Raw genomic sequence first — 24,735 nt, 5'->3', positions numbered from 1 at the left:
GGAAAGTAAGGAACTTAGTTTGAAACAGTTTCATTTGATTTTGCTCATGTTTTTATTGTTTCTGGGTGGATGTGCACAGCGTATTACGCCGCCTGACGAGCATACACAGCAGAATCGTCCCGAAAGTTACAACAATTGGCGAGCAACGGGTAAGCTCGCATTTATCTCTCCCGAGGAGCGCCAGTCAGCCAACTTTAACTGGCAATACCGCGAACAAAAACAAACACTGACACTGAATACGTTTATTGGTACCCAGGTATTAAAATTAGAAGAACGCGCTCAGTACAGCACACTCACGCTCGAAGATAAAACCTACACCAGCGAAGACAGCAGCGAGCTGGTATATCGTCTGAGTGGCTGGCAACTGCCGGTATCGCAGGCGCCGCAATGGTTAACAGGTCAAATAAACGCGCCCGATAACCAATATAATCAAAAACAGCAACTGATCCAGGCGACCTGGCAGGATAAGCAGGGATTACGCTGGCAGGTCGCTTACCAGACATATCAACGCGTCAACGGACTCGAACTGCCAACCCGACTCACACTGACGCACAATGACATCACCATCAAAATCCGTATCAGTAACTGGCACTTTGAGACCTTATGAAAACACTTACATTAACCGCTCCGGCAAAGCTCAACCTGTTTTTACACATCAATGGCCGCCGTGCTGATGGCTACCACGAGCTGGAAACCCTGTTTACCTTGCTGGAGTACGGCGATCAATTAACCTTCGTCCCACAGGAACAAGATACCATCGAGATCCATGGTGATGTTGCGGATATCCCGTTACAGGATAATCTCATCTTTCGGGCTGCCGACGCACTACGCCCGTATAAATCCGCAGCTAGGGGGGTTCAAATTCACTTGACCAAAAACCTGCCCATGGGTGGCGGTGTTGGCGGTGGGTCATCGGATGCGGCCACCACATTACTCGCCCTCAACACCTTGTGGCAATGTAACCTGTCCACCGCCCAGCTCGCCGATATTGGATTGACGCTCGGGGCTGATGTGCCTGTTTTTGTACATGGGAAAACCGCGTTAGCTCAGGGGGTTGGAGAGAAATTGAGTCCATACCCTGTCACTGAAAAACACTACCTGGTGGTATTCCCCAATGTCCACGTCAGCACCGTAGAGGTCTTTACACATCCGGATTTGCCCCGGAAAACCCCCAAATTATCAGCCAACTGGACATTAGAGCAAACACACAATGACTGTCAGGAATTAGTTAAAAAGCTCCACCCCGAGGTTGATAAAACCCTGAGCTGGTTGTTAAGATATGCGCCGTCCAGATTGACAGGGACAGGAGGGTGTTGCTTTGCAGAATTTGAATCTGCGCAAGCCGCACAGCGTGTCCTCGAACAGCTTCCCTCTCCCTGGACAGGCTTTGTTAGCCAAAACGCTTGCGAGTCAATTGCCCACAGGCAGCTGGCTGCATGGCGTAAAGATGAAGTAAAATAGTTTAAGTTAGCTTGTTTTGACACTGTCACAGACGACGTCATTGCATAACATAATATTACAGTGCCTGAGGAACCCTACCGTGCCCGACATGAAGCTCTTCGCTGGTAACGCAACACCTGAGCTAGCTCAAAAAGTTGCAAAACGTTTGTTTATCGAATTAGGTGATGCCGTTGTAGGCCGTTTTAGCGACGGCGAAATCAGCGTTCAAATTAATGAAAATGTTCGTGGTTCTGATGTCTTCATCGTTCAGTCCACTTGCGCACCAACCAATGACAACCTGATGGAACTCATTGTTATGGTAGATGCGTTACGTCGTGCTTCTGCAGGTCGTATTACAGCTGTTATCCCATATTTTGGCTACGCCCGTCAGGACCGTCGTGTACGTTCTGCTCGTGTACCAATCACAGCTAAAGTTGTCGCAGACTTCTTGTCAAGCGTTGGGGTTGACCGCGTACTGACCGTTGATTTGCACGCAGAGCAGATCCAGGGCTTCTTCGATGTACCTGTTGATAACGTGTTTGGTAGCCCGGTACTACTTGAAGACATGAAAGAGCGTGACTTCGACGACGTTGTTGTCGTATCACCGGATATCGGTGGTGTAGTTCGTGCGCGTGCAATCGCGAAACTTCTGGATGACAAAGACCTGGCTATCATCGACAAGCGTCGCCCACAAGCGAACGTTTCTCAGGTCATGCACATCATTGGTGACGTAGAAGGTCGCGACTGTATCATCGTTGATGATATGATTGATACCGGCGGCACACTGTGTAAAGCAGCTGCGGCACTGAAAGAGCATGGCGCTAAGCGTGTATTCGCTTACGCAACTCACCCGGTATTGTCTGGTAATGCAGCTGAAAACCTGCGTAACTCAGTGATCGACGAAGTGATTGTCACTGACTCAATCACCTTGTCTGACGAACTGAAGTCTGTTGACAAGATCAAAGTACTGACTCTGGCTGATATGCTGGCTGAAACCATCCGCCGCATCAGCAATGAAGAGTCTATCTCTGCGATGTTTGAACACTAACCTGTGTTTATCCGCAAATAAAAAGCACCTCAGGGTGCTTTTTTTATGTCCAAAGGTTTGCAAGGCTGCTGGTAAGTGGTATATTAGCGCGCCTTTTTACTGGGCTTGCTTTGGATACAACCACGGCGAGTACAGTGATTTACCGAAGTGCTTGGTCGCGAGCCCTTCGAAGTATTAACTAAAATAATTGGAGACACTCATGTCACAATACGTATTAAACGCTGAAGTACGCGAAACTCTGGGTACTGGTGCGAGCCGCCGCCTACGTCGCGCTGATAAAGTTCCTGCTATCCTTTACGGTGCAGGCAAAGACGCTGTTTCGCTTACTCTTGAGCACAACAAAGTTATCCAGATGCAAGAAGATGAAGGTTTCTACACGCACATCCTGACTCTGAACATCGGTGGTGAGTCTGTTGAAGCTATCCTGAAAGACATCCAACGTCACCCGTACAAGCCTAAGGTAACTCACCTTGACTTCCAACGCGTTGACGCTTCTCAAAAGCTTCACACTAAAGTTCCTGTTCACTTCATCAACGAAGAAGCAGCGACTAAAGGCGGCAACACGATTGCTCACCACGTAACTGAAATCGAAATCACATGTCTGCCAGCTCAGCTTCCTGAGTTCGTAGAAGTTGACGTAGCAGCTATCGAAGTTGGCGCAACTGTACACCTTTCAGACATCGCACTTCCAGCTGGTGTAGTTTCTGTTGAGCTTGCTAAAGGTGCAGACCACGACCAAGCGGTTGTGACTGTAAACGCACCTAAAGGCGGCGCTGCTGAAGAAACAGCTGAAGAAGCTGCTGAATAATTTTTAAGGTGTTAGCACCTTGAATACTATTCAAATGCTAGTGGGCCTGGCAAATCCAGGCCCCGAATATGCAAACACCCGTCACAATGCCGGGGCTTGGTTTATCGAAGAACTGGCCAGGCGCTACAACGTCCCTCTCAAACCTGACTCCAAACATCATGGCCTTAGCGGCAAGCTGCTCCTGAACAATCAGGAATTTAAGCTTCTTATTCCAACCACTTTTATGAACCTGAGCGGTAAAGCTGTAGGTAGCCTGGCTAATTTTTATAAAATACCGCCTGAGCAGATCCTGGTTGCACATGATGAAATGGATATGGACCCCGGTGTCGCCAAACTCAAAAAAGGCGGCGGTCATGGCGGACACAATGGTCTGAAAGACATTATCGCCAAACTGGGCAATAACAAAGAGTTTATGCGTCTACGCATTGGGATTGGCCACCCTGGACACCGAGATAAGGTGACAGGCTGGGTACTGGGCAAGGCGCCTCAGGCAGACCAGGAAAAAATAGATGCAGCGGTGGATGAAGCCGTACGTTGCATGGAAATCCTGGCCAAAGACGGTGTGTTAAAAGCACAAAATAGACTACATTCTTTTAAGCCGTAACACCGACGTACGAGTCTCGTTACTGCTGTGATTGATCGCTTAATATCAGTCGCAAGATATAAAAATCCGGCCATGCCGGATTTTGTCCGATTGATAGCAAATTAAAGGTTTTAAACTATGGGTTTTAAATGTGGCATTGTTGGCCTACCTAACGTTGGTAAGTCAACCCTATTCAATGCATTAACCAAAGCGGGCATCGAAGCCGCGAACTTCCCTTTTTGTACTATCGAACCAAACACGGGCGTTGTTGCCGTTCCGGATCCTCGTTTGGATCAACTGGCTGCGATTGTTAATCCACAAAAAACCATTGCCACAACAATGGAATTTGTTGATATTGCGGGTCTGGTAAAAGGCGCATCAAAAGGTGAAGGTCTTGGTAACCAGTTCCTGGCAAACATTCGCGAAACCGATGCGATTGGTCATGTAGTTCGTTGCTTTGAAGATGAAAACATCGTACACGTATCTGGTCAGGTAAACCCGGCGGATGATATCGATGTTATCAATACAGAACTTGTGTTATCCGACATGGAAGCAGCCGACCGTGCAGCGCAGCGAAATGCTAAAAAAGCCAAAGGTGGCGATAAAGACGCTAAATTCCAAAACGAAGTCTTGGAAAAAGTCAAAGCACACCTTGATGAAGGTTTAACACTGCGCTCATTGGAACTGACTAAAGAAGAGCTGGCTGCAATCAAGCCACTGAACTTCCTAACGATCAAACCGACTATGTATATCGCCAACGTCACTGAAGATGGTTTTGAAAATAACCCATTTTTAGACAAAGTACGTGAAATTGCCGCAGCGGAAGACGCTGTTGTAATTCCAGTCTGTGCTGCGATTGAGTCTGAGCTGTCTGAACTTGAAGAAGAAGACAAGCTTGAGTTTATGGCCGACCTTGGTCTGGAAGAGCCGGGGCTTAACCTGGTGATCCGCGGTGGGTACGAGCTACTAAAACTGCAAACCTACTTTACTGCTGGTGTAAAAGAAGTACGTGCATGGACCATTCCTGTCGGTGCAACTGCGCCACAAGCAGCAGGTAAGATCCACACTGACTTTGAGCGCGGCTTTATTCGTGCACAAACCATTGGTTTTAGTGATTACATTGAATACCAGGGCGAAAGCGGTGCTAAAGACGCAGGTAAAATGCGTCAGGAAGGTAAAGATTACATCGTTAAAGACGGCGATGTGATGAACTTCTTGTTCAATGTCTAAGTAACGCACTCAATACTGACGGGCAAAACCCGTCTAACAAAAAGCGCCTCATGGCGCTTTTTTTGTCTTCCTATTACACTGGACGCGAAATTATTAGCCTAATTGCATTAAAAACACGCTGGTTCGCTTAATTTATCTGCAAACAAACTGTGTTAGGTATTTTTTTGCAAAAAAGGTGTTGACGACATACGGCCATATACGCATAATACGCCCCGCATCAGCGATGATGAGAAATTAAAGAGATGGCTATGTAGCTCAGCTGGTTAGAGCACATCACTCATAATGATGGGGTCCCCTGTTCAAATCAGGGCATAGCCACCATGCTTTAATTACTACCAAAACTCATCTAGCTAGCAAGACGCGGAAGTGGCGGAATTGGTAGACGCGCTGGATTTAGGTTCCAGTATCTTCGGATGTGAGAGTTCAAGTCTGTCCTTCCCCATAATGTTCTCGGTAAGAACTAAAATAATCAACTTTTCGTTGGAGTATCGCCAAGCGGTAAGGCAGCGGGTTTTGACCCCGCCATTCCCAGGTTCAAATCCTGGTACTCCAGCCAATGGCTATGTAGCTCAGCTGGTTAGAGCACATCACTCATAATGATGGGGTCCCCTGTTCAAATCAGGGCATAGCCACCATGCTTTAATTACTACAAAACCTCATCTAGCTAGCAAGACGCGGAAGTGGCGGAATTGGTAGACGCGCTGGATTTAGGTTCCAGTATCTTCGGATGTGAGAGTTCAAGTCTGTCCTTCCCCATAATGTTCTCGGTAAGAACTAAAATAATCAACTTTTCGTTGGAGTATCGCCAAGCGGTAAGGCAGCGGGTTTTGACCCCGCCATTCCCAGGTTCAAATCCTGGTACTCCAGCCAATGGCTATGTAGCTCAGCTGGTTAGAGCACATCACTCATAATGATGGGGTCCCCTGTTCAAATCAGGGCATAGCCACCATGCTTTAATTACTACAAAACCTCATCTAGCTAGCAAGACGCGGAAGTGGCGGAATTGGTAGACGCGCTGGATTTAGGTTCCAGTATCTTCGGATGTGAGAGTTCAAGTCTGTCCTTCCCCATAATGTTCTCGGTAAGAACTAAAATAATCAACTTTTCGTTGGAGTATCGCCAAGCGGTAAGGCAGCGGGTTTTGACCCCGCCATTCCCAGGTTCAAATCCTGGTACTCCAGCCAATGGCTATGTAGCTCAGCTGGTTAGAGCACATCACTCATAATGATGGGGTCCCCTGTTCAAATCAGGGCATAGCCACCATGCTTTAATTACTACAAAACCTCATCTAGCTAGCAAGACGCGGAAGTGGCGGAATTGGTAGACGCGCTGGATTTAGGTTCCAGTATCTTCGGATGTGAGAGTTCAAGTCTGTCCTTCCCCATAATGTTCTCGGTAAGAACTAAAATAATCAACTTTTCGTTGGAGTATCGCCAAGCGGTAAGGCAGCGGGTTTTGACCCCGCCATTCCCAGGTTCAAATCCTGGTACTCCAGCCAATGGCTATGTAGCTCAGCTGGTTAGAGCACATCACTCATAATGATGGGGTCCCCTGTTCAAATCAGGGCATAGCCACCATGCTTTAATTACTACAAAACCTCATCTAGCTAGCAAGACGCGGAAGTGGCGGAATTGGTAGACGCGCTGGATTTAGGTTCCAGTATCTTCGGATGTGAGAGTTCAAGTCTGTCCTTCCCCATAATGTTCTCGGTAAGAACTAAAATAATCAACTTTTCGTTGGAGTATCGCCAAGCGGTAAGGCAGCGGGTTTTGACCCCGCCATTCCCAGGTTCAAATCCTGGTACTCCAGCCAATGGCTATGTAGCTCAGCTGGTTAGAGCACATCACTCATAATGATGGGGTCCCCTGTTCAAATCAGGGCATAGCCACCATGCTTTAATTACTACAAAACCTCATCTAGCTAGCAAGACGCGGAAGTGGCGGAATTGGTAGACGCGCTGGATTTAGGTTCCAGTATCTTCGGATGTGAGAGTTCAAGTCTGTCCTTCCCCATAATGTTCTCGGTAAGAACTAAAATAATCAACTTTTCGTTGGAGTATCGCCAAGCGGTAAGGCAGCGGGTTTTGACCCCGCCATTCCCAGGTTCAAATCCTGGTACTCCAGCCAATGGCTATGTAGCTCAGCTGGTTAGAGCACATCACTCATAATGATGGGGTCCCCTGTTCAAATCAGGGCATAGCCACCATGCTTTAATTACTACAAAACCTCATCTAGCTAGCAAGACGCGGAAGTGGCGGAATTGGTAGACGCGCTGGATTTAGGTTCCAGTATCTTCGGATGTGAGAGTTCAAGTCTCTCCTTCCGCACCATGTTCTTTTAAGTCAGAACTAAAACAGATTTAATTTCGTTGGAGTATCGCCAAGCGGTAAGGCAGCGGGTTTTGATCCCGCCATTCCCAGGTTCAAATCCTGGTACTCCAGCCAATGGCTATGTAGCTCAGCTGGTTAGAGCACATCACTCATAATGATGGGGTCCCCTGTTCAAATCAGGGCATAGCCACCACGTTGCGGAAGTGGCGGAATTGGTAGACGCGCTGGATTTAGGTTCCAGTATCTTCGGATGTGAGAGTTCAAGTCTCTCCTTCCGCACCATGTTCTCGATAAGAACTAAAATAATCAACTTTTCGTTGGAGTATCGCCAAGCGGTAAGGCAGCGGGTTTTGATCCCGCCATTCCCAGGTTCAAATCCTGGTACTCCAGCCATCTCTCCTTTGAGAGATACAATTTTATGCGGAAGTGGCGGAATTGGTAGACGCGCTGGATTTAGGTTCCAGTATCTTCGGATGTGAGAGTTCAAGTCTCTCCTTCCGCACCATGTTCTCGATAAGAACTAAAATAATCAACTTTTCGTTGGAGTATCGCCAAGCGGTAAGGACAGAAGAGAGAGGTTTTGATCCCTCACTCATCCACCCCCAGATTCAAATCCTGGGACCAACATTTAGGTTTGATTTTTCGTTGGAGTATCGCCAAGCGGTAAGGCAGCGGGTTTTGATCCCGCCATTCCCAGGTTCAAATCCTGGTACTCCAGCCATCTCTTATGAGATAAAAAATGCGGAAGTGGCGGAATTGGCCAGATGTCTTGAACTAGACGCTGGATTTAGGTTCCAATATCAAAGCGAAAAAATATGCGGAAGTGGCGGAATTGGTAGACGCGCTGGATTTAGGTTCCAGTATCTTCGGATGTGAGAGTTCAAGTCTCTCCTTCCGCACCATGTTCTTCAAGTTAGAACTAAAACACTTGATTACGCTTTTTATTTCTGTAGTATCAAGCGTTAAGAAGAAGGATATTATCGATTTAGATTTATCTGGATTCAAGATTTGAATTATTGCTGGAGTATCGCCAAGCGGTAAGGCAGCGGGTTTTGATCCCGCCATTCCCAGGTTCAAATCCTGGTACTCCAGCCATCTCTTCAAGAGATGAAAATTCAGTTAAATATACGATGCGGAAGTGGCGGAATTGGATGTTGTCGAATAAGACGCAGGATTCAGGTTTCTTTTCATTGTATTGATAGAGATTTAATGCGGAAGTGGCGGAATTGGTAGACGCGCAGGATTCAGGTTTCTGTAACTTCGGTTGTGAGAGTTCAAGTCTCTCTTTCCGCACCATTTAACTCTCTTTTCTTGATATCTCCCTTCTTTCTTAAATCTAATATAATCAATGTAAAATTTCGAAATTCTCAGAATTGATTGTTGTCGAATGAGATTCAGGTTTCTTTTTCATTGATGAACTAAATATACGATGCGGAAGTGGCGGAATTGGTAGACGCGCAGGATTCAGGTTTCTGTAACTTCGGTTGTGAGAGTTCAAGTCTCTCTTTCCGCACCATTTAGTTTTCTTAATTATTCTTTGCAAACTCACTTAACTATTTCTTGACTCAGCAGTCCATATTTTTGGTCGTCTTCTGTCTTCATCTTTACTATTTTTTTAACTTAAATCGCTTTAGCTAATTTATTATCGATACTTGCTACCATTTATGTTTCATGAATGACGTCTAAACGACGCCACCCATTGCATGTTTCAATACTTCACGTTTAATTGGACCGGCATGATTAGCCACTTTTAACACTAGGTTGCGTAAATGCTTTAATGGTGCAATTTCGTTAGAGAAGCCAAAGTAACACGCATCCATCATACTCATCATCATCAGGTTATCGTTACGACGGCTCTGCTCATAGCGGCGCAGCAAGGCGGCGTTACCAATGTCGTCAGCGCCTTCCAGTACGCTGGCCAGCGCAGCCACATCTTTGAATCCTAAATTCACCCCCTGCCCGGCCAGTGGATTGATGGTATGTGCTGAGTCGCCAATCAAGGCAACGCGCCCCTGATGGTATTGATTAGCATGTTGTCTGGCTAACGGAAATACCGCGCTTTGCAACACTTCAAACTCACCGGGTAAATCGAAGAAGTGATTTTGTATCTCCTCCTTTAACTGTGCATTCGATAACGCCTTCATCTGCGCCAGCTCATTGCCATGGTGATACCAGATCAGATTGGCGTACGGGTATTGCATAGGCAAAAAGGCAATTGGCCCGGACGGCTTAAACTGCTGCCAGGTTTTTACCTGCTGCGGCGCATCCAGTTTGATCAGCACACCCATACAATGCTGCTGATATTGCCAACCGGTCACCCCAATGCCAGCCAGTTTGCGTGCCACAGAGCGCCCTCCGTCAGCAGCTAAGAGTAAATCGGCCTGATAGCTTTGCTCCGGGTAAATCAACTCAACCGAATCAGTATCTTGCTTGATTGCCTGAGGCGTACCAGAAACCTGCTCGACCTGAATGCCAAGGCGTTCGAATTGTGCCCATAAACTGGCCTGGATAAGACGGTTTTCAACAATGTGGCCTAAATGCGTTGTAGCCAGCTCCTCGCAATCAAATAACAGGCTGTTATTTTCCTGCTCATACGCTTCGAGCTGTTGATACGGTGCCAGCCTGGCATTGCGAAGCATCGGCATTGCCTGTAGCTCATCCAGCAAGGCTTCTGAAAAGCGATTAATGGCAGAGACTCGAATATCAATGGTATCGTCTGTCAGTGCCTGCATGGCATCCAATGGGTGCGTTTCGAGCACTGTGACTGCCAGACCTTGCTGTGCGAGCTTCACGGCAGCTGCTGCGCCAACCATGCCACCACCGACTATCAGCACTTTGTTTTTCATACCCTTTTTCCTTAGTTCAACTTGCTAAGTTATATCCCGCTATTGTAACCCAATTCGTTCTGAAAGGTTTATTGCCCTGCATATTGTAGCTGAGCAAATACAAGATGCCTTGATCTTGGTTTTTAAAGTTAAAAACTATACTTGGCTAGTGTCATTAGGTCATATAAAATACGCGTCCTTTAAACTAATTTCACGCAAGATCCTGGCAAGGATACAGGCTATGCTCTGTATTGATTCAGGAGATGAGCGGGTCGGCTTAGTGACATTAGTTGTTTTAGCGTCGCACATCGTGCTATTCACCGAGTTGAAAACGAGGCATTATTTCAATGAGTAAAAAGTTGCATATCAAAACCTGGGGCTGTCAGATGAACGAGTATGACTCCCAGAAAATGGCGGATCTGCTTGACTCCACCAATGGCTATCAGCTGACAGAAGAAGCTGAACAAGCGGATGTGATCCTACTCAATACCTGTTCAATTCGTGAAAAAGCACAGGAAAAAGTATTTCACCAACTGGGCCGCTGGAAGTTGCTAAAAGACGATAATCCAGATCTGGTCATCGGTGTCGGTGGTTGTGTGGCTTCACAGGAAGGCGACACAATCCGCCAACGTGCGCCATTTGTTGATATCGTTTTCGGTCCGCAAACTTTGCACCGCCTGCCTGAAATGATTAAACAGGTCCAAAGCAAGCAAGGCTCTGTGGTCGATATTTCATTCCCGGAAATCGAAAAGTTCGATCGCCTGCCAGAGCCAAAAGCTGAAGGCCCGAGTGCGTTCGTATCCATTATGGAAGGCTGCTCTAAATACTGTACTTTCTGCGTTGTACCTTATACGCGGGGTGAGGAAGTGAGCCGTCCTCTTGATGATGTTTTACTTGAAGTTGCGCAACTGGCAGAGCAAGGTGTGCGTGAGGTGAACCTGCTGGGTCAAAACGTAAACGCCTATCGCGGTGAAATGCATGATGGCGAAATTTGCTATTTCTCTGATCTGCTGCGCTTTGTCGCGGCCATCGATGGCATCGACCGCATTCGGTACACCACCTCACACCCGGTTGAGTTTACACCTGACATCATCGATGCATACGCAGACGTACCAGAACTGGTAGATCACCTGCACTTACCGGTTCAAAGTGGCTCAGATCGCATTTTGAACCTGATGAAGCGTGGCCATACGGCGCTGGAGTACAAATCTACTATCCGCAAACTGCGTAAGATCCGCCCGAACCTAAGCATGAGCTCAGACTTCATCATTGGTTTCCCGGGAGAAAGCAAAGCGGATTTCGAAGCGACTATGAATCTGATCAACGACATTGGCTTTGATATGAGCTTCAGCTTTATCTATTCAGCTCGTCCAGGTACGCCAGCATCCGACCTGCCTGATGATGTAACCGAGCAAGAAAAGAAAGAGCGTTTGTACTTGCTGCAAAATCGCATCAATCAGATGGCACAGGACATCAGCCGTAAAATGCATGACACTGAGCAACGCATCCTGGTTGAAGGTCCTTCGAAAAAGAACCCAATGGAGTTACGCGGTCGCACCGAGAATAACCGGGTTGTGAATTTTGAAGGTCCACACTCAGTGATCGGTCAGTTCGTTGACGTACGTATCACTGAGGCGCTGCCCAATTCATTGCGTGGTGAACTGATCAGAACCGAAGCTGAGATGGACTTGCGCCGCGATGTTGCACCTTCGGATATCTTAAACCGTGCACCAGCAGAACCAGAAGCCAATGAACTGGGTGTTGCGACCTTTACACCTTAGTCTTGGAATTTCGACGCCAGCTGATGCTGGCGTCTTGTTATTAGGAAGTTGTTTTGAGTAACCAAGTCAAGAATATCGAATTTTATCTGGAACCCTCCGACAATCACCGCCTATCTTCTTTATGCGGGCCTTTTGATGACAACCTGAAGCAAATTGAACGTCGTCTGGGCATTGAAATTACCCACAGAGATAACTGGTTCAAAGTCACCGGCCAACCGGTTGTGGCTAAGGCTGCTGTCGACATTTTGAAATCCCTGTATGTAGAAACTCAGCCCGTACGCGGCAAGTTTGTCGATATTGAGCCAGACCAGGTTCATTTGGCTATCACTGAGGCCAACTGCCTGGAGCAGGAAGCCCCGGATGTGTGGGAAAAAGAAGTCTTTATCAAAACACGCCGTGGTGTGGTTAAACCTCGCAACCCCAACCAAAGCCAGTATGTAGCCAATATTCTGACCCATGACATCTGTTTTGGTATCGGTCCGGCAGGGACAGGTAAAACCTACCTGGCAGTAGCGGCGGCGGTAGATGCCCTGGAACGTCAGGAAATTCGTCGTATTCTGTTGACTCGTCCAGCTGTTGAAGCAGGTGAAAAGCTGGGTTTCTTACCTGGCGACCTGACACAAAAAATAGACCCTTACTTACGTCCGCTTTACGATGCTCTGTTTGAGATGTTGGGCTTTGAAAAGGTCGAGCGTCTGATCGAAAAGAACGTGATAGAAGTTGCGCCATTGGCTTACATGCGTGGTCGAACACTGAACGACGCCTTTATTATTCTGGATGAAAGTCAAAACACCACCACAGAGCAGATGAAGATGTTCCTGACCCGGATTGGCTTTAACTCGAAAGCCGTGATCACCGGTGACATCACTCAGGTGGATTTACCACGCGGTGCGCGCTCTGGTCTGCGCCACGCCATTGACGTGCTGGGTGAGGTAGACGAGATTTCGTTTAACTTCTTTAAATCTCACGATGTCGTGCGTCATCCCGTTGTAGCGCGCATTGTTGAAGCCTACGAGAAAAAAGAAGAAGCTGAGCGAAAGGAAAAGTTTAATAAACAACAGGCAAGATTACAGGCACAGGCCAATACCACGCCTGCAAATACACAATCAGATACCAACAACGAGGAGCGCTCCTAATGTCGCTTGAGGTAGATCTACAGGTCGCCAGTGAATTCGCCAACTTACCCTCGGCTGAGCAATTTCAGCTGTGGGCCGAAAAAGCATTGCTTGCGTATAAGGAAGAGGCCGAAGTCACTATCCGAATTGCAGATGAAGCGGAAAGCCAGGAGCTGAACAGCCAATATCGTGGCAAAGACAAGCCCACCAATGTGCTGTCATTCCCTTTCGAAGCACCGCCTGGAATTGAACTACCACTGGTTGGCGACCTAATTATTTGTCCTCAGATTGTTTTTCGAGAGGCCGAAGAACAGGAAAAAACTTTCCACGATCATTTTGCCCATATGGTGGTACACGGGTGCTTGCATTTGTTGGGCTTTGACCATATAAATGAACAGGACGCCGATGAAATGGAAAGTCTTGAAAAAGAATTCTTAGCCGATCTGGGCATTGCTGACCCATATCGAGATGACGTTTAACCGACTGGAGTAACACACCGCAATGAGCGACGAAAACTCGCAAAGTAGTCAGGGTTCTTCTAGCAAGACCTGGCTGGGACGCATCACACAGATGCTGCAAGGGGAACCCCAAAACAAAGAAGAGTTGGTAGAGGTAATTGCCGACGCACAGGAAAGAGCCCTGATCGATCCTGAAACCAAAGACATGATGGAAGGCGTACTCAGTGTTTCTGAATTAAAAGTCCGCGACATCATGATCCCGCGTTCACAAATGGTGACGCTGGATATTGATCAGGACCTGGAGTCGCAGTTACCCGCAATGGTTGAATCCAGCCATTCGCGTTTCCCGGTCATTTGCGAAGACAAAGATCATGTCGAAGGCATTTTGCTGGCCAAAGATCTGTTACCCCTGATTGTTCAGCGTGACAGTGAATTACCTACCATCCGCGAGTACCTGCGTCCGGCGGTTGTGGTTCCTGAAAGTAAACGTGTTGATGCACTGCTCAATGAGTTTCGGCAAAAGCGCTACCACATGGCCATTGTCATTGATGAGTACGGAGGCGTTTCAGGCCTGGTGACCATTGAAGACATTCTTGAGACAATCGTCGGTGAAATCGAAGATGAACACGATAATGAAGACGAGCAACAGGCTATCCGTCAGTTATCTAAGCACGTGTTTAACGTTCAGGCTCTGACGCCACTGGATGAGTTTAACGAGTACTTCAAGACGGAGTATGACACGCAGGAAGCAGACACCATAGGCGGGATCATCTTGCATGCATTTGGCCATATGCCAAGCCGCGGCGAAACCATTGACATTGCTCCCTTGCAATTCAAGGTCACCAATTCGGACAATCGCCGCATTTTGCAGTTACAGGTGACGATGCCAAAAACCGAACATGTTGAAGACGTTTTCGAATAAACTCACCCCCCTACTTACTGACAAGTTTACGTGGCTGGCACTGCTAAGCGGTGCCTCACTGACTTTCAGTTATGCTCCGTTTGGGCTCTGGCCCATCACCTTCGTTGCACTCGCAGTTGCGTGTTTTGTCACCGATCAATCATCTAGTAAACAATCCGCTAAATATGGTTTTTTATTTGGCTTTGGCTGGTTTGCGGCCGGGATAAGCTGGGTGCATGTGTCCATTGCGCAGTTCGGTGGTTTGCCTTTACCTGCTTCGCTGTTATTAATGGGCCTGCTCTGTGCCTATCTGGCTATTTATCCTGCGCTGGCCTTCGCGCTGGCGACACGCTTCTCAGATAAGCCCTGGCAACGTGTAGCGCTGCTGCTAAGCGGATTTGCGATATTTGAATATCTACGCGGTACTTTACTGACCGGGTTCCCCTGGCTCAGTTTTGGCTATAGTCAGACCGACTCACCGCTGAACATGCTCGCGCCCTGGATTGGTGAGTTTGGCCTGACTCTGGTGTGTGTGTTGTTTGGTGCGCTGCTATATTATCTGCTTCGGCATAAGTGCTATCAATTAACTGTGTTCGCCCTGCTGCCTCTGTCAGTACTCTCTGTTGTGACTCACACGACAAACAACCCGGTTGAATACACGGGCGAGCAAACCCGTATCTTATTGGTTCAGGGCAATATTCAACAAAGCCTGCGCTGGGAACCAGAGCAATTCTGGCCGACCATGTCAAAATACCAGGATATGACCCGGCCATTGTGGCAACAAGCTGATCTGGTTGTCTGGCCCGAAGCAGCTATTCCGGAGCTTGAAGACTTAGCCTTCGACTTTTTACACAACCTGGACAAAGCCGCGGCTTTCAATCAGAGCGCGTTAATCACGGGCATTCCTGATTATCAGTTCGACACCCGCAATGTTTACAACACCCTGATTGTCGTGGGTAAGCAACAGGCAGACGACGAGCAGGGTCATTATCAGTACCTGCACACAAATCGCTATCAAAAACATCAGCTGCTCCCCATCGGAGAGTTTGTTCCTTTTGAAAAGTGGTTGCGGCCGGTTGCCCCCCTGTTCAATCTGGCCATGTCTTCCTTCTCCCGGGGTGACGCACAGCAAGCAAACCTGATAGCTAATGGGTTACATGTTCTGCCTGCTATCTGCTACGAAATTGCCTTCAGTGAACTGGTCAGAAACAACTACACCAGTCAGTCTGATATTCTCTTTACCGTCAGCAATGATGCCTGGTTTGGGGATTCACACGGCCCGCATCAGCATATGCAAATTGCCCGGATGCGCGCGCTGGAACTACAACGCCCTCTGGTTCGGGTAACCAACAATGGGATCAGCGGGATTTATGATCCACTCAGTCAGACACAGCACACCTTGCCTCAGTTTGTAGAGGAGACAATGTTGCTGGACGTGAAACTGATGCGCGGGGACAGCTGGTATAGTCAGCATGGAAATAAATGGGTTTGGGGGATTGTCTTTATCTTGCTCTGCCTTGTTATGTTTACAAGGGGTGCAACACGACTGACCAGTAAATTCGAGCGCAACTACTTATAAACCTGGTTGCGCTCTGTCCTACTTTAGCCTCTAACTCTCAAGTGATATAAGCCATGTCTCTGGAAATTACCCCAGTTTGTTTTGGTACATTGGTTATAATCGCCATTTTTGAACCACAGAGTCACGCTCTTATCGGCCATGCTTGCTGCCAGCATTTGACTAAAAATCGCATGACAGGCTTCAGGCGTGAAATTGCCCGATTTTGCCGTCAAATTGCAAACCGTATTGGCTTCACCTAGGTTGGTCACGGTCAGCAAGACAGTTCCACCGGGTGTAAGATCTACCGCTTCAACTTTTCCATTACAATAGTAAGCCTGAGCGGACAAGCTTGCCAGTGATAACGCAAGTGTTGCTATTATTTTCTTCATTTTCCTTATCCTATTTTTTAAATTAAATCCTCGAAACTGATGTTATCACACCTTCTATAAAAACAATGATCCAGTAGCAATGATACTGGGCAAAATAAGCTCGTATCATATTTGATTCTAAGGTAATCGTAGGGTCATTGTGTTCAATAAAGATTGCGCCATTAGGGCATTTTTATTGCATCTTTTCGGTGCAATGCTTGCCTTTCCTCATCCAGGTAAAGATTCAAATCTATGATTTTAAATGCATTTAAATCTTGGCATATATCTTTCTTATCACTAAGCGTACAGGTGAAATAGGAGCATATATAATGAACAGCTGGTTAGAAACGCTTACCCTGATATGGCATATAGACTGTAGCGTATGGCCACCCAGAGATTGTCAGTTCAATCACACAAAGGAGTGTTAACATGGCCGCCAAGCTCTCCCTAACTCACCCTAGCGTGCTGTGTGCGGTCCATATGGTAAAGAGTCAGCAACTAACCATTCACGAAGCGGCCAGTCAGTATGACTTATCTCAGCGCACGCTCTATGCCGCGCTGCGATATAAACAACCACAATCGCGCTATTCGCAGCTTTTACAACAAAAGCAGCAACTCGAATATCAGCTACGCCAGATCCGAGAAGAATTAGCCACTATAAAGGAAAGTGACTATGCCACTCCTAATTGAGCCGCTCGCCGAGATCACCCCCAAGCTGCAACAGGCGCTTGCATGTCAGCTACAGGCCTGTGTCACCGAGGGCGCATCGCTTGGGTTCTACCACCCAATCTCAGATCCGCAGATGGCCAACTACTGGGCCCAGGTGAACACTGAGCTGTTCGCCAACACACGCGTGTTACTGGGCGCTTATATAGATGAACAGCTGGTTGCTTCTGTGCAACTGGTGCCTTGTCAGAAACAAAATGGCCGACACCGGGGTGAAGTAGAAAAATTACTGGTGCACCCGGCTTATCAACGTCAGGGCATAGCGCAGGCATTGATGCAACGTCTTGAAACCTATGCCAGCCAGGCCGGCATTTCATTGTTAGTACTGGATACGCAAAGTGGTGATAAATCAGAACTGTTTTACCAGGCAGTTGGATTCAACAAAGCCGGAGAAATCCCGTTTTACGTTAACAACCAGCAAGGTGACAGATTCGCTACAAGTTACTATTACAAGCAACTGTGTTAATGCGATAGAGTTTAGAGACTTAAGTGTTTTGCCTAACCTGGTAATGGTTATCAGGCGCTCAGAAAGCATCACCGTATGCGCTCAGGCAAAGTGAGCACCTTTCGAGATTCCAATAAAAAATGCCCCTGTTAACAGAGGCATTTTTAGTTTTGCTAAGTGTACTCAATCAGCGGTCAGTATCTGTACTCGCGTACCTAATGCTCAAGCGAAATGCCCATTCCAATAATCAGTCGCTCTTGATCAACAGATGGATAGATACTCCGCCATGACTGTTTATTCATCGCCAGAATATGTTTGTTATGCTTATCTATATACACATGCAGCATCTTCGGCGGCTCAGGTGAGTCAACTAAGGCAACAATCTCCGTTAACTTATCGCTCAATTCGTCACTGCACAAAGGCAGCTTGTAAATTTCCGATATGCTTGTAAGCAAAACATTGAAACTCCCCTTCCCCTTACTGGAAAAAGGGGCCGGACTCACTGAATAACTCAGCTCATACTTCGGGTGTGCATAAATATTGGATTTGTAGACCTCCTCAGCAACCGAGATCTCTTCTGATTCCTGTAAGTCTGCCTTCGCCATTAAGACTTCTTTCCCAAACAGCCTGGCTCTGACAGTCTCAATCCCAAGTTGCTGATAGGGAAATACCTGCTCGCTCACATAATGAAAGCGAATATATTCCAATTTATTTAGTTTTTCCTGACAAGCAAAGCTCTGAGACACAGCCATGCCCACCAGAAAAACCAATCCTCTTACCGGCATTACACCATTTCCGCACACTGTGGTGATACCTCTCTAATATGAAACATCTCAATGCCACGTATAATGTACATAAAAGCATTCAACTTATTCTTGAATTTTGGGGCATTACAACTTTCATGCTACACGTCAAGTATGCTGTTTTTCTGCCCACAAAAGCTATTGTGTTCTTCAACAGCAGAAACAGGACTCCATGGGGTTTCTATCACATTAGTGAAGCATGCCCCTCAGAGCCCGTTCGCGATCTATCTTTAGTTAATTTAATAAAGGAAGGAGGTGAGATACCTTATTTGCAAAGGCCCTGTAGTGAGTGCTTTTACAAACTTAGCCTGACCAAATTAATTATGATGCTGAAAGGCCTGTCCAAAGTCTATTCATGCGGATTAGCAACATAACACTCACACATCCTTGCACCGCTTACCGAAATGAAAAGTCTTTCAATATCAAGTTACTTATAATTTCCATATTAATATTTAGAGGACGTTCCTACACAAGTAAACTCGAGCCTAACTGCGCTTACAAGCGCAATCAATATGGCCCGAGTATACCTGCATCCTCTTAATTAATTTCCTGGATGTGACTTCCTATCGATCAGGGTTGCCGACGTAGTCTTCCCCCTTGGCTCTCTTCTCTCTTTCTTCATGTACATCAATCACTTTAAAGTCAAAAGTGTCAGGATTATTAATGACATAATTTACTGAAACAAATAAGCCAATTATCAATAAAACACTCGTAAATAGCTTCTTTAACCAGCCCTCTTTGCGATAGATCACGTACCCGATAAAGGTTGCAAACTCTCTAATCGCAAAAATTACGGCAATAAATAAAGTGATAAAAACTAAAATCTTAATCAACACGCAACTCCACAACTGCTATCGCTTATTAAACCGGAAAACGATAAAACATGAGTATTTGTTCTTGAAACGCTCGCTCCCACCATAGGACCTAATGAAATAGAGTAGCCTGGCATACCAGCATGGCTGAGTGAACCTTCAAAATTAAATCCTGCCCCCACGGCCACATTAGTAGCACCGCCGGCAAAATCGATGAAAGTACCCGCACTTTCGCCAAGGGTTATTGCCGCACCTAACCGACTTAATTTGCCAAATGGTTTGGGGCCCAAGTTGCCTGAAAGCCCTTCTTCAGCGCCAGAAGTAAAATACAAGCCAGCAAACTCCTCCCAGGATTCTCCAAAAACGACTCCCACTTCAAGGCTTATTCCATGCCCATTGGAGTCGCCTCCAACCAGCTCAACGAGCGTGCTTGGTACACTGAGTTGAACACCAACCTTCTTTACTTTACTCATATGTAACTTGCGCTTTTCTTCAGCAGCCTTTCTTTGTGCCTCATGTTTACCGCCTCCCTCAGCATTATACCACCACTGCATGGCTGAAGTGACCGCACCATTCGCGAACTTACCTCCGGTGAGTTCAGAGACCGTGCCCCCTACAAGACCCGCAATGATAGTCCGAGTATAGGCATTACCAAAGTTTGTGGTCTTAGGGTTCATAAACCCTTTCATACTCGCCGTCACCATAGAGCTGACAAAACCGTGACCAAATTTACCCCCTTGCAGAACGGAGGTGATCCCCCCAACCATCGCATGAGAAGCAACATTCGCGACCGCAGTTAAGCCTCCCGCTTCAAAAGGTAACGCGCCTCCAATCACTTCAGAAACACCAATGGTCACGCTGGAGATCACATAGGCCTTGAGTGCTGCACCGAAACTCCCCGTTACCGCATAGGTTTTCAGCCCCTGATATAACGGCAATGCCCAGGGCGCATATATCCCCAACGCAATACTGACCGCCGCATCCAGAATGGGGATCTTCGCAATGGCCTTGAGCAGTGAGCTCAGCCCCGTGATCTTCATTAACTTCTTCAGGAAGTAACCACTTGGGTCGTTGTAAGTCAGTGGGTTATTCAACACATAACTGTAACGGTTGTGGCTTTGTGTTAAATCCGGGAACTGAACAAACGGATCCGCCTGTAAGAATCGACCCAGATTGGCATCATAGATACGCCCGTTCATATGTATGACCTCGAGCTGATCTACCTGCTCGTGCCCGGTAAAGGCCCGCATCTGTGTCAGTGGTAACAGGCTGCTGCCCATTTCAGAAGCCGCGTACACCCGCTGCTGTTTACCCCAAGGGTCGTAAATGTACTGTGCAATCGCACTGCCGCTGTCATTGGTCACCAGCACCGTTGAGCCCAGCATATCGCTGTGCGCAACCTGAGTTTTTTGTGCCTGACCCTCAACCTGGCTGATAACCACACCACCTGCATACCAGCGATGTTCAATTTGCGATGGCAAAGCACTGCCACTGCTGTTTTTACCCCCTGACTGCTTGATCAGCTCATACACCTTACCAACGTAGTACACCTGTTTCGTTTGTGAACTGCCATTCACCAGCTGTACGTCTTTACGGTAATAGCGGTTACCTGCTTCGTCATACCGGAATTCAGTATAGGTATTATTGTCCTTGGTGATTTTATAAGGCTTATCAAACTGGGTGTAGTAAAAACGACGCTGACCATCATTAACAATATTGCCATGACTATCATAAGACATGCTATAGCTGCGCTTACCACTTGCCCCCGAAACTGACATCAGCTGATATGGGTTGCTGGCATTCGTATAGTGGTAAGTCCCTACATTGGTGTTGGTTTTGATATTGCCATATGCATCATAGCTGTAGGTTTGATTGGCCAGGCGCAATGAAACACCATAACGGGTGCTGGCATGGCTTACCGTGCGGGTTTCGAGACGCTGCAGACCGTTATTTTCATAGCCAAATGACTCGGTGAATTTAAACGAGTCATTGCCGACGCCCGGCTCATAATACTGACTGATACGATGACGCGTGGTGCCACGGATATCATGCTTATAATTCACCGTATACAGCGTCTGCGTCGCATTAGAAATAGAAATTGAGTCAATGAAGGCACTGTCTTTTTCAAACGACTGGGTCCGGGATACCCCACCGGCAAACGTCTGCTGTGTCACCCGGCCTTGTGCATCAACACGCTCAATTTTGCTCAACAACTTATTCGTGGCGGCATCATAGTTACTGCGCAGCTTACCATTTGTGTAATACGACTTCACAAACATGCCGTTTGGCAATGCCATCTGGCTAATCTGACCCAGGCTGTTATAACTGGACACAGATTTAAACTCACCACCGGCATTTTTAGTCACACTGCTTTCAGGGCGACCTAAGTCATCAAAGGTGTAATGCTTACTGATACTCGCCGTGTTGTTGGCAATTAGGTTTTCGCAGCTTGCCGCTGAGCCCGTCACACGGAACTGATAAGAGTCGGTCAGTTTACCAATGTTATGCGCAGATTTGCTGTTGCCATAGACATTACAGCTGATCAGGGAACGGCCAGACACGGTTTTATCCAGCTGAACAGTACGCGATACCTGACCCAGCTTATTATAGAAGGTTTCTTTTGTTTCAGAGCGACCGTTCACCTCTTTAACAACCTCTCCGAAGCCGTTGTAATACAGCTGCCAGGTTCCCCGGCTGGGATCTTCTACCTTGATTTTTCTGCCATAACGGTCGTAGTGCGTTGTGATTGCGGTGTTTTTAAACTGCCCTGAGCTGCTATTATAAACCGCATTGGTCGTGCTCACTACGTTGCCAAACGCGTTGTAGCCAAACTTAACACGGTTCACAATATCCGGATTAGAGCCTGTATAAGGATCTGTCTTATACAATGTACGACCCTGCACATCCTGCATTTCATCGCGTTTGTAGCTGCTGGCACTATAATTATCATTACTGCCACCCACATCCGTGGTCCGGGTTAAATGGCCCAGATACTGAATGCTTGTCGCTTTACCACTGGGTAGCGTCGTCTTTTCTAACCGGTTGTAACCATCAAAGTCGAAGCGCGTCGTGTACTTAGTCTCTCCCAATTTATAGGGCAGTGTCTTGGTGACCGGGTTGTTGTGTCGGTCGTAGGTGATATCCTCATACGCCACACTGCCATCAACCAGTGCTTTGGTATTGCGCACATTACGGCCATATATATCAAACACCTCATACTGCGCAGCCATGCCAGATTGAGTGGATTTAGTATAGTAGCGTCCGCTCACCGATGAACACAGCGAGCTGCTGCCACAGGATAAGGTTTCACGCTTCTGATAAGTCCCGTCCGCAAAACGGGTCTCTACCGCTTCTCCCCACTGGTTCAGAAGTTTCGTTATTGACACGCCATTGGGGCTGGTTTCTGTGACAGACTCAATGCGTCCATCCGGGTTACTGACACCATTATATAAAAATGTAACAGCCTGATTCAGCGCATTCGTCTTTCTGACAACCAGCTCGCCCGTGCTGTCATACTGGGTATAACTGGAGCGAGTCTCTGAGCCTGCGGTTACATCAATTTGCTTCACATTACCAAACGCATCGTAATGCTTTGTTTTGGTGTACTTGTTACTGGCATCACAGTGGTTCGCATTATTTCGACTCGTGCCGCTGCCCGAGCATTCAGGCGCAACGGTTTCGCTTTTCAGCATCAAGTTATCGTAGTAAGTAAACTCCGTTTTACGGGTCAAATGAGAATAAGCCAGCCCCTGCTTAGCGTATTGCAGCTGTCTCACCGAGCTTGATTTTAAACGCCCATATCTCAGATAGTCCGCCCCCGTGTAATAGGCGTTGGTTGAACTGGTGATGTGCGCCACAGTCCAGCTATCCTGGCCACTGCCCGTTGGCATATAAGTCGCCGTAGTATTGCTCGTCAGGTTACCCCATTTGTCAGTCAGTCCTGAGTCATAACTGTTGGTCACCATAATGCGTTTGATGGGGCGGCGGACGCCATCAGTACCTATCTGCCAGCCTTTTTCATCACTGTGACGAAGATAAACAAAGAGTGATCCCTGCTTGTCGGTATGCTGTCTCCAGGTCGAGGTTGCATGCGTGATCAGATTGTCGCCGGCATAAGATTTGGTGAACTGAGGTTTGCCCGTCAGTGGCCAGCTCTGATGATAGCGCGTCGTTGTTTTGATGTTCGTTTGCGGATCGGTGGTTTCTATTTCATAGAAGCCCTGTGGCCCGCGACCCAGTTTATCAATCTTAAACCCGGAGTATTTGTATTTAACACCCACTTGCTGGGCCGATGAACCACTGCCATTAGAATCTGAATAGACACTGCTCACCAGCCACATACCAAATTTTGGTGAGAAGAAGTTCGCATTCACCTTACCTAAGGTATTAAACGCCGGTAAATGGGTGTACACCGCGCTGTCTGATATCTTCTTATAGTTAATGTCGGTTTCAACACCGAAACCTGTGGTGACCTTGGTCAGCTTATGTGAGGCTACACTGGCGCTCAGCATCGTATTACGATAGTGCGCAAAGGTCGCATTGGACGTGGCAGCCGTACTGCTGCGCAACACATCAACCAGGCCGTCACCATCTATGTCACCAATTTTAAGCGTGTGGGCTGTCCCTCTTAAACCACTGCCCAGTTTGATTTCCGTGTAGCCAATACTCGTGGCGCTGGTTGTTTTCCCTGTCCAGACAGTGGCCTGCATCCCATCGGTATAGGTTGTATCGACCCAGATATAGCCCGTACCACAATTGCGCCATGACGTGGTTGTCACTTCCTCTGCTAACGCAGGCACTTCAGGTTCAATACCATGGGGCTGGCCATCCCCTACCCAGCGGCAATATCCCTCCCGCAGTACAACGCGGGTATGGTTAAGTGCGATGATATCAGCAATGTTATCCTGGTTTACATCCGCAAAGTGAACATTCCCACGGTAACTCTCAGTGCCCATTTTTGCAGAGAGGATCGACAAGCTTTTTGCCGACTGTAACGGCGCGGCTGCATTGCCTGTGCCCAGGCGATATTGCCAGCCACTGTCTTTAGCAAACACCAGATCAGACAGGCCATCACCATTTAAGTCTGCAAACCGAATGTCTTCCACATCACTGAAGTCATAGTCGAACTTACTATATTCATCAGTGCCTTTACTCAGCAGCAGCTTATATTTATATGCCGTACGAGAACCCGGACACCCAGCCTGACCATACATTGGGCCATAACTGGTTTTCAGTCTGACAATGAAGTCGGACACACCATCTGCGTTAATATCCGCACTTTTGGTGAATTTACGCTCTATTGAATGAGATGAATAGCACCCTTCGTTGTTCCGATCCGGAGAAAAGGAGTGATCCCTGCTTGTCGGTATGCTGTCTCCAGGTCGAGGTTGCATGCGTGATCAGGTTGTCGCCAGCATAAGATTTGGTGAACTGAGGCTTACCCGTCAGTGGCCAGCTCTGATGATAGCGCGTCGTTGTTTTGATGTTCGTTTGCGGATCGGTGGT

19 protein-coding genes and 30 tRNA genes are annotated in these 24,735 nt (G+C 47.4%); 43 read left to right on the top strand and 6 right to left on the bottom strand.

Annotation, left to right across the window (positions count from 1 at the left end; all coding sequences use genetic code 11):
- Nucleotides 1–19 precede the first annotated feature (19 nt).
- The 36 genes from lolB to PRUB_RS18810 all read left to right on the top strand — a co-directional run bounded on the left by lolB (nucleotide 20) and on the right by PRUB_RS18810 (nucleotide 8,954).
- Nucleotides 20–607 (top strand): lipoprotein insertase outer membrane protein LolB, encoded by a 588-nt coding sequence (gene lolB / locus PRUB_RS18985; protein ID WP_010386542.1) that lies wholly within the window; start codon nucleotides 20–22, stop codon nucleotides 605–607.
- Nucleotides 604–1,461 (top strand): 4-(cytidine 5'-diphospho)-2-C-methyl-D-erythritol kinase, encoded by an 858-nt coding sequence (ispE, locus tag PRUB_RS18980; RefSeq protein WP_010386543.1) that lies wholly within the window; start codon nucleotides 604–606, stop codon nucleotides 1,459–1,461. The genes lolB and ispE overlap by 4 nt, the downstream gene beginning before the upstream one ends.
- A gap of 79 nt (nucleotides 1,462–1,540) precedes the next feature.
- Nucleotides 1,541–2,488 carry a ribose-phosphate pyrophosphokinase gene (locus PRUB_RS18975; RefSeq protein WP_010386544.1) on the top strand — a complete coding sequence of 316 codons (948 nt, stop codon included), beginning with the start codon at nucleotides 1,541–1,543 and terminating at the stop codon, nucleotides 2,486–2,488.
- Nucleotides 2,489–2,687: 199 nt separating this feature from the next.
- On the top strand, nucleotides 2,688–3,296 hold the full coding sequence (locus PRUB_RS18970; RefSeq protein WP_010386545.1) for a 50S ribosomal protein L25/general stress protein Ctc: 609 nt from the start codon (nucleotides 2,688–2,690) through the stop codon (nucleotides 3,294–3,296).
- Nucleotides 3,297–3,315: 19 nt separating this feature from the next.
- Complete coding sequence (gene pth / locus PRUB_RS18965; protein ID WP_010386547.1) at nucleotides 3,316–3,900, top strand: aminoacyl-tRNA hydrolase; 585 nt, start codon at nucleotides 3,316–3,318, stop codon at nucleotides 3,898–3,900.
- A 117-nt stretch (nucleotides 3,901–4,017) separates the two neighbouring features.
- Complete coding sequence (gene ychF, locus PRUB_RS18960) at nucleotides 4,018–5,109, top strand: redox-regulated ATPase YchF (RefSeq protein WP_010386549.1); 1,092 nt, start codon at nucleotides 4,018–4,020, stop codon at nucleotides 5,107–5,109.
- 244 nt (nucleotides 5,110–5,353) lie between these two features.
- Nucleotides 5,354–5,430: transfer RNA gene (locus PRUB_RS18955), tRNA-Met, on the top strand.
- A gap of 41 nt (nucleotides 5,431–5,471) precedes the next feature.
- Nucleotides 5,472–5,551 (top strand) — tRNA-Leu (locus PRUB_RS18950).
- A 39-nt stretch (nucleotides 5,552–5,590) separates the two neighbouring features.
- A tRNA-Gln gene (locus tag PRUB_RS18945) sits at nucleotides 5,591–5,665 on the top strand.
- Nucleotides 5,666–5,667: 2 nt separating this feature from the next.
- Nucleotides 5,668–5,744, top strand: a tRNA-Met gene (locus PRUB_RS18940).
- Between the two features lie 41 nt (nucleotides 5,745–5,785).
- Nucleotides 5,786–5,865 (top strand) — tRNA-Leu (locus PRUB_RS18935).
- Between the two features lie 39 nt (nucleotides 5,866–5,904).
- A tRNA-Gln gene (locus tag PRUB_RS18930) sits at nucleotides 5,905–5,979 on the top strand.
- 2 nt (nucleotides 5,980–5,981) lie between these two features.
- Nucleotides 5,982–6,058: transfer RNA gene (locus PRUB_RS18925), tRNA-Met, on the top strand.
- 41 nt (nucleotides 6,059–6,099) lie between these two features.
- Nucleotides 6,100–6,179 (top strand) — tRNA-Leu (locus tag PRUB_RS18920).
- Nucleotides 6,180–6,218: 39 nt separating this feature from the next.
- Nucleotides 6,219–6,293: transfer RNA gene (locus PRUB_RS18915), tRNA-Gln, on the top strand.
- A 2-nt stretch (nucleotides 6,294–6,295) separates the two neighbouring features.
- Nucleotides 6,296–6,372: transfer RNA gene (locus tag PRUB_RS18910), tRNA-Met, on the top strand.
- A 41-nt stretch (nucleotides 6,373–6,413) separates the two neighbouring features.
- Nucleotides 6,414–6,493: transfer RNA gene (locus tag PRUB_RS18905), tRNA-Leu, on the top strand.
- A gap of 39 nt (nucleotides 6,494–6,532) precedes the next feature.
- Nucleotides 6,533–6,607, top strand: a tRNA-Gln gene (locus PRUB_RS18900).
- A 2-nt stretch (nucleotides 6,608–6,609) separates the two neighbouring features.
- Nucleotides 6,610–6,686, top strand: a tRNA-Met gene (locus PRUB_RS18895).
- Nucleotides 6,687–6,727: 41 nt separating this feature from the next.
- A tRNA-Leu gene (locus tag PRUB_RS18890) sits at nucleotides 6,728–6,807 on the top strand.
- 39 nt (nucleotides 6,808–6,846) lie between these two features.
- Nucleotides 6,847–6,921 (top strand) — tRNA-Gln (locus PRUB_RS18885).
- Between the two features lie 2 nt (nucleotides 6,922–6,923).
- Nucleotides 6,924–7,000: transfer RNA gene (locus PRUB_RS18880), tRNA-Met, on the top strand.
- A 41-nt stretch (nucleotides 7,001–7,041) separates the two neighbouring features.
- Nucleotides 7,042–7,121: transfer RNA gene (locus PRUB_RS18875), tRNA-Leu, on the top strand.
- Between the two features lie 39 nt (nucleotides 7,122–7,160).
- A tRNA-Gln gene (locus PRUB_RS18870) sits at nucleotides 7,161–7,235 on the top strand.
- Nucleotides 7,236–7,237: 2 nt separating this feature from the next.
- Nucleotides 7,238–7,314, top strand: a tRNA-Met gene (locus PRUB_RS18865).
- Between the two features lie 39 nt (nucleotides 7,315–7,353).
- Nucleotides 7,354–7,438, top strand: a tRNA-Leu gene (locus tag PRUB_RS18860).
- A gap of 39 nt (nucleotides 7,439–7,477) precedes the next feature.
- A tRNA-Gln gene (locus PRUB_RS18855) sits at nucleotides 7,478–7,552 on the top strand.
- Between the two features lie 2 nt (nucleotides 7,553–7,554).
- Nucleotides 7,555–7,631, top strand: a tRNA-Met gene (locus PRUB_RS18850).
- 4 nt (nucleotides 7,632–7,635) lie between these two features.
- Nucleotides 7,636–7,720: transfer RNA gene (locus PRUB_RS18845), tRNA-Leu, on the top strand.
- 36 nt (nucleotides 7,721–7,756) lie between these two features.
- Nucleotides 7,757–7,831: transfer RNA gene (locus PRUB_RS18840), tRNA-Gln, on the top strand.
- A gap of 27 nt (nucleotides 7,832–7,858) precedes the next feature.
- Nucleotides 7,859–7,943, top strand: a tRNA-Leu gene (locus PRUB_RS18835).
- Between the two features lie 141 nt (nucleotides 7,944–8,084).
- Nucleotides 8,085–8,159 (top strand) — tRNA-Gln (locus tag PRUB_RS18830).
- Nucleotides 8,160–8,255: 96 nt separating this feature from the next.
- A tRNA-Leu gene (locus PRUB_RS18825) sits at nucleotides 8,256–8,340 on the top strand.
- Between the two features lie 118 nt (nucleotides 8,341–8,458).
- Nucleotides 8,459–8,533 (top strand) — tRNA-Gln (locus PRUB_RS18820).
- A gap of 116 nt (nucleotides 8,534–8,649) precedes the next feature.
- Nucleotides 8,650–8,734 (top strand) — tRNA-Leu (locus PRUB_RS18815).
- Between the two features lie 135 nt (nucleotides 8,735–8,869).
- Nucleotides 8,870–8,954, top strand: a tRNA-Leu gene (locus PRUB_RS18810).
- Between the two features lie 166 nt (nucleotides 8,955–9,120).
- Here the strand turns inward: PRUB_RS18810 and PRUB_RS18805 are convergent.
- Complete coding sequence (locus PRUB_RS18805; RefSeq protein ID WP_010386550.1) at nucleotides 9,121–10,284, bottom strand: FAD-dependent oxidoreductase; 1,164 nt, start codon at nucleotides 10,282–10,284, stop codon at nucleotides 9,121–9,123.
- A gap of 326 nt (nucleotides 10,285–10,610) precedes the next feature.
- Between PRUB_RS18805 and miaB the strand changes: the two genes are divergently transcribed.
- The 5 genes from miaB to lnt are packed head-to-tail and all read left to right on the top strand — an operon-like array spanning nucleotide 10,611 to nucleotide 16,097.
- Nucleotides 10,611–12,044 carry a tRNA (N6-isopentenyl adenosine(37)-C2)-methylthiotransferase MiaB gene (gene miaB, locus PRUB_RS18800; RefSeq protein ID WP_010386551.1) on the top strand — a complete coding sequence of 478 codons (1,434 nt, stop codon included), beginning with the start codon at nucleotides 10,611–10,613 and terminating at the stop codon, nucleotides 12,042–12,044.
- A gap of 53 nt (nucleotides 12,045–12,097) precedes the next feature.
- Complete coding sequence (locus PRUB_RS18795) at nucleotides 12,098–13,180, top strand: PhoH family protein (RefSeq protein ID WP_010386552.1); 1,083 nt, start codon at nucleotides 12,098–12,100, stop codon at nucleotides 13,178–13,180.
- Entirely contained in the window at nucleotides 13,180–13,638 is a 459-nt protein-coding gene (ybeY, locus tag PRUB_RS18790) for an rRNA maturation RNase YbeY (protein WP_010386553.1), read from the top strand. The genes PRUB_RS18795 and ybeY overlap by 1 nt, the downstream gene beginning before the upstream one ends.
- A 22-nt stretch (nucleotides 13,639–13,660) precedes the next feature.
- Nucleotides 13,661–14,539 (top strand): CNNM family magnesium/cobalt transport protein CorC, encoded by an 879-nt coding sequence (gene corC, locus PRUB_RS18785; protein WP_010386554.1) that lies wholly within the window; start codon nucleotides 13,661–13,663, stop codon nucleotides 14,537–14,539.
- On the top strand, nucleotides 14,517–16,097 hold the full coding sequence (gene lnt / locus PRUB_RS18780) for an apolipoprotein N-acyltransferase (RefSeq protein WP_010386555.1): 1,581 nt from the start codon (nucleotides 14,517–14,519) through the stop codon (nucleotides 16,095–16,097). Before corC ends, lnt begins: the two co-directional genes overlap by 23 nt.
- A 23-nt stretch (nucleotides 16,098–16,120) precedes the next feature.
- Here lnt and PRUB_RS18775 read toward each other — a convergent pair whose 3' ends face one another.
- Complete coding sequence (locus PRUB_RS18775) at nucleotides 16,121–16,465, bottom strand: hypothetical protein (protein WP_010386557.1); 345 nt, start codon at nucleotides 16,463–16,465, stop codon at nucleotides 16,121–16,123.
- Between the two features lie 408 nt (nucleotides 16,466–16,873).
- On the opposite strand from PRUB_RS18775, the gene PRUB_RS18770 reads away from it, so the two are divergent.
- Nucleotides 16,874–17,134 carry a helix-turn-helix domain-containing protein gene (locus PRUB_RS18770; RefSeq protein WP_010386559.1) on the top strand — a complete coding sequence of 87 codons (261 nt, stop codon included), beginning with the start codon at nucleotides 16,874–16,876 and terminating at the stop codon, nucleotides 17,132–17,134.
- Complete coding sequence (locus PRUB_RS18765; RefSeq protein ID WP_010386560.1) at nucleotides 17,118–17,636, top strand: GNAT family N-acetyltransferase; 519 nt, start codon at nucleotides 17,118–17,120, stop codon at nucleotides 17,634–17,636. Before PRUB_RS18770 ends, PRUB_RS18765 begins: the two co-directional genes overlap by 17 nt.
- A 194-nt stretch (nucleotides 17,637–17,830) precedes the next feature.
- Here PRUB_RS18765 and PRUB_RS18760 read toward each other — a convergent pair whose 3' ends face one another.
- The 4 genes from PRUB_RS18760 to PRUB_RS18745 form a co-directional block, all read right to left on the bottom strand.
- On the bottom strand, nucleotides 17,831–18,400 hold the full coding sequence (locus PRUB_RS18760) for a hypothetical protein (RefSeq protein WP_010386562.1): 570 nt from the start codon (nucleotides 18,398–18,400) through the stop codon (nucleotides 17,831–17,833).
- Nucleotides 18,401–18,981: 581 nt separating this feature from the next.
- A complete protein-coding gene (locus tag PRUB_RS18755; protein WP_010386572.1) occupies nucleotides 18,982–19,254 on the bottom strand; it encodes a hypothetical protein in 273 nt (90 codons plus the stop codon).
- Nucleotides 19,248–24,485, bottom strand: a complete 5,238-nt coding sequence (locus tag PRUB_RS18750; protein ID WP_198452379.1) for an RHS repeat-associated core domain-containing protein — start codon at nucleotides 24,483–24,485, stop codon at nucleotides 19,248–19,250. Before PRUB_RS18750 ends, PRUB_RS18755 begins: the two co-directional genes overlap by 7 nt.
- A gap of 34 nt (nucleotides 24,486–24,519) precedes the next feature.
- A partial coding sequence (locus PRUB_RS18745) for a hypothetical protein (RefSeq protein ID WP_198452378.1) occupies nucleotides 24,520–24,735 on the bottom strand: 216 nt, incomplete at its 5' end.

Origin of the sequence: Pseudoalteromonas rubra (assembly GCF_000238295.3) — a bacterium.
Taxonomy (GTDB): Bacteria; Pseudomonadota; Gammaproteobacteria; order Enterobacterales; family Alteromonadaceae; genus Pseudoalteromonas; species Pseudoalteromonas rubra.
Note: the sequence above shows the minus strand (reverse complement) of the source record. Positions and strands in the feature narration are given on the sequence as shown.

Coding starts and splice junctions, on each gene's coding strand:
- corC (WP_010386554.1), top strand. CDS start 13,661: ATGAGCGACGAAAACTCGCAAAGTAGTCAGGGTTCTTCTAGCAAGACC.
- PRUB_RS18770 (WP_010386559.1), top strand. CDS start 16,874: ATGGCCGCCAAGCTCTCCCTAACTCACCCTAGCGTGCTGTGTGCGGTC.
- PRUB_RS18970 (WP_010386545.1), top strand. CDS start 2,688: ATGTCACAATACGTATTAAACGCTGAAGTACGCGAAACTCTGGGTACT.
- ybeY (WP_010386553.1), top strand. CDS start 13,180: ATGTCGCTTGAGGTAGATCTACAGGTCGCCAGTGAATTCGCCAACTTA.
- lnt (WP_010386555.1), top strand. CDS start 14,517: ATGTTGAAGACGTTTTCGAATAAACTCACCCCCCTACTTACTGACAAG.
- PRUB_RS18805 (WP_010386550.1), bottom strand. CDS start 10,284: ATGAAAAACAAAGTGCTGATAGTCGGTGGTGGCATGGTTGGCGCAGCA.
- ispE (WP_010386543.1), top strand. CDS start 604: ATGAAAACACTTACATTAACCGCTCCGGCAAAGCTCAACCTGTTTTTA.
- PRUB_RS18775 (WP_010386557.1), bottom strand. CDS start 16,465: ATGAAGAAAATAATAGCAACACTTGCGTTATCACTGGCAAGCTTGTCC.
- PRUB_RS18760 (WP_010386562.1), bottom strand. CDS start 18,400: ATGCCGGTAAGAGGATTGGTTTTTCTGGTGGGCATGGCTGTGTCTCAG.
- ychF (WP_010386549.1), top strand. CDS start 4,018: ATGGGTTTTAAATGTGGCATTGTTGGCCTACCTAACGTTGGTAAGTCA.
- PRUB_RS18765 (WP_010386560.1), top strand. CDS start 17,118: ATGCCACTCCTAATTGAGCCGCTCGCCGAGATCACCCCCAAGCTGCAA.
- miaB (WP_010386551.1), top strand. CDS start 10,611: ATGAGTAAAAAGTTGCATATCAAAACCTGGGGCTGTCAGATGAACGAG.